This is a genomic window from Mycobacterium sp. GA-1199, from assembly GCF_001500045.1.
Taxonomy (GTDB): Bacteria; Actinomycetota; Actinomycetes; order Mycobacteriales; family Mycobacteriaceae; genus Mycobacterium.
The window spans coordinates 1-3,495 of the sequence record NZ_LQIX01000036.1 but is presented as its reverse complement, the minus strand read 5'-3'; the positions used below and the strand labels follow the sequence as shown (position 1 = coordinate 3,495).

2 rRNA genes are annotated in these 3,495 nt (G+C 56.1%); both read left to right on the top strand.

Features of this window, described 5'->3' with window-relative positions:
• The first annotated feature begins 146 nt into the window (after positions 1 to 146).
• Positions 147 to 3,276 (top strand): 23S ribosomal RNA (locus tag AU198_RS19535).
• Positions 3,277 to 3,377: 101 nt separating this feature from the next.
• Positions 3,378 to 3,492, top strand: a 5S ribosomal RNA gene (gene rrf / locus AU198_RS19530).
• Positions 3,493 to 3,495 lie beyond the last annotated feature (3 nt).

The window sequence follows — 3,495 nt, the reverse complement described above, 5'->3', positions numbered from 1 at the left end:
GTTGTCGCCCTGCTTTGGTGGTGGGGTGTGGTGTTTGATTTGTGGATAGTGGTTGCGAGCATCTAAAACGCGGGACTTTTTGTGGTCTTGTGTTTTGATAATGCAATTTTTTTATTCTTCCGAGAATATTTTTTGATCTGTTTTGTGTGTAAGTGTTTAAGGGCGCATGGTGGATGCCTTGGCACTGGGAGCCGATGAAGGACGTGGGAGGCTGCGATATGCCTCGGGGAGCTGTCAACCGAGCGTGGATCCGAGGATGTCCGAATGGGGAAACCCGGCACGAGTGATGTCGTGTCACCCAACGCTGAATGTATAGGCGTTGGGGGGGAACGCGGGGAAGTGAAACATCTCAGTACCCGTAGGAAGAGAAAACAAAAAGTGATTCCGTCAGTAGTGGCGAGCGAAAGCGGAGGATGGCTAAACCGTGTGCATGTGATACCCGGCGGGGGTTGTGTGTGCGGTGTTGTGGGGTCTGTGTTCCATCATCCGCCGATGGTGGCAGCAGTGATAAAAGCTCGTGTTAGGTGAAGTGGCCTGGGATGGTCTGCCGTAGTGGGTGAGAGCCCCGTAACCGAAAACATGTGCTCTGTTGTCGCAGTGTCCCCGAGTAGCAGCGGGCCCGTGGAATCTGCTGTGAATCTGCCGGGACCACCCGGTAAGCCTGAATACTTCTCAGTGACCGATAGCGGATCAGTACCGTGAGGGAATGGTGAAAAGTACCCCGGGAGGGGAGTGAAAGAGTACCTGAAACCGTGTGCCTACAATCCGTCAAAGCCCTCGACTTTGTCGTGGGGTGATGGCGTGCCTTTTGAAGAATGAGCCTGCGAGTCAGGGACATGTCGCGAGGTTAACCCGGGAGGGGTAGCCGCAGCGAAAGCGAGTCTGAATAGGGCGTATCCACACAATAGTGTGTGGTGTAGTGGTGTGTTCTGGACCCGAAGCGGAGTGATCTACCCATGGCCAGGGTGAAGCGCGGGTAAGACCGCGTGGAGGCCCGAACCCACTTAGGTTGAAGACTGAGGGGATGAGCTGTGGGTAGGGGTGAAAGGCCAATCAAACTCCGTGATAGCTGGTTCTCCCCGAAATGCATTTAGGTGCAGCGTCGCATGGTTCTTGCTGGAGGTAGAGCTACTGGATGGCCGATGGGCCCTACTAGGTTACTGACGTCAGCCAAACTCCGAATGCCGGCAAGGTGTAGTGCGGCAGTGAGACGGCGGGGGATAAGCTCCGTGCGTCGAAAGGGAAACAGCCCAGATCGCCGGCTAAGGCCCCTAAGCGTGTGCTAAGTGGAAAAGGATGTGCAGTCGCGAAGACAACCAGGAGGTTGGCTTAGAAGCAGCCACCCTTGAAAGAGTGCGTAATAGCTCACTGGTCAAGTGATTGTGCGCCGATAATGTAGCGGGGCTCAAGCACACCGCCGAAGCCGCGACAGATCTGCCCTTAGGCAGGTTTGGGTAGGGGAGCGTCCTGCATCCGGTGAAGCCACAGAGTGATCTAGTGGTGGAGGGTGTGGGAGTGAGAATGCAGGCATGAGTAGCGATAAGGCAAGTGAGAACCTTGCCCGCCGGAAGACCAAGGGTTCCTGGGCCAGGCCAGTCCGCCCAGGGTGAGTCGGGACCTAAGGCGAGGCCGACAGGCGTAGTCGATGGACAACGGGTTGATATTCCCGTACCCGTGTATGAGCGTCCCTGACGAATCCATTCTGCTAACCACCCAAAAGGTGGGTGATCGTCTCCTTCGGGAGTCGACATCGACCGGCTGCGTGGGACCCGTGTGGGTAGTAGTCAAGCGATGGGGTGACGCAGGAAGGTAGCCGTACCAGTCAGTGGTAATACTGGGGCAAACCTGTAGGGCGAGTGATAGGCAAATCCGTCACTCATGTGCCTGAGAGGTGATGCATAGCCGAGTGAGGCGAATTCGGTGATCCTATGCTGTCGAGAAAAGCCTCTAGCGAGCACGTACACGGCCCGTACCCCAAACCAACACAGGTGGTCAGGTAGAGAATACCAAGGCGTACGAGTGAACTATGGTTAAGGAACTCGGCAAAATGCCCCCGTAACTTCGGGAGAAGGGGGACCCCCACACCGTCAACACCTTCGCGGTGGGCAGCGGCAGGGGGTGGCACAAACCAGTGAGAAGCGACTGTTTACTAAAAACACAGGTCCGTGCGAAGTCGCAAGACGAGGTATACGGACTGACGCCTGCCCGGTGCTGGAAGGTTAAGAGGACCCGTTAACCCCTTTGGGGGTGAAGCGGAGAATTTAAGCCCCAGTAAACGGCGGTGGTAACTATAACCATCCTAAGGTAGCGAAATTCCTTGTCGGGTAAGTTCCGACCTGCACGAATGGCGTAACGACTTCTCAGCTGTCTCAACCATAGACTCGGCGAAATTGCATTACGAGTAAAGATGCTCGTTACGCGCGGCAGGACGAAAAGACCCCGGGACCTTCACTACAACTTGGTATTGGTGCTCGATACGGTTTGTGTAGGATAGGTGGGAGACTGTGAAACACAGACGCCAGTGTGTGTGGAGTCGTTGTTGAAATACCACTCTGATCGTATTGGGCCTCTAACCTCGAACCGTCTATCCGGTTCAGGGACAGTGCCTGGCGGGTAGTTTAACTGGGGCGGTTGCCTCCTAAAAAGTAACGGAGGCGCCCAAAGGTTCCCTCAACCTGGACGGCAATCAGGTGTTGAGTGTAAGTGCACAAGGGAGCTTGACTGCGAGACGAACATGTCAAGCAGGGACGAAAGTCGGGACTAGTGATCCGGCACCCCCGAGTGGAAGGGGTGTCGCTCAACGGATAAAAGGTACCCCGGGGATAACAGGCTGATCTTCCCCAAGAGTCCATATCGACGGGATGGTTTGGCACCTCGATGTCGGCTCGTCGCATCCTGGGGCTGGAGCAGGTCCCAAGGGTTGGGCTGTTCGCCCATTAAAGCGGCACGCGAGCTGGGTTTAGAACGTCGTGAGACAGTTCGGTCTCTATCCGCCGCGCGCGTCAGAAGCTTGAGGAAACCTGTCCCTAGTACGAGAGGACCGGGACGGACGAACCTCTGGTACACCAGTTGTCCCACCAGGGGCACCGCTGGATAGCCACGTTCGGACAGGATAACCGCTGAAAGCATCTAAGCGGGAAACCCCCTCCAAGACCAGGCTTCTCACCCATATCAGTGGGATAAGGCCCCCCGCAGACCACGGGATCGATAGACCAGACCTACACACCCAGCAATGGGTTCAGGGAACTGGCACTAACCGGCCGAAAACTTACACACAACACTCGCAACCACACCACGCGCATCAACCACGCAAACACACCCCACCACCAAAACACCCTTCCCAACCAGCTTGGGACACCCAATAAAATGAATAGAGTTACGGCGGTCAATAGCGGCAGGGAAACGCCCGGACCCATCCCGAACCCGGAAGCTAAGCCTGCCAGCGCCAATGATACTGCCCAACCCGGGCGGAAAAGTAGGACACCGCCGAACACA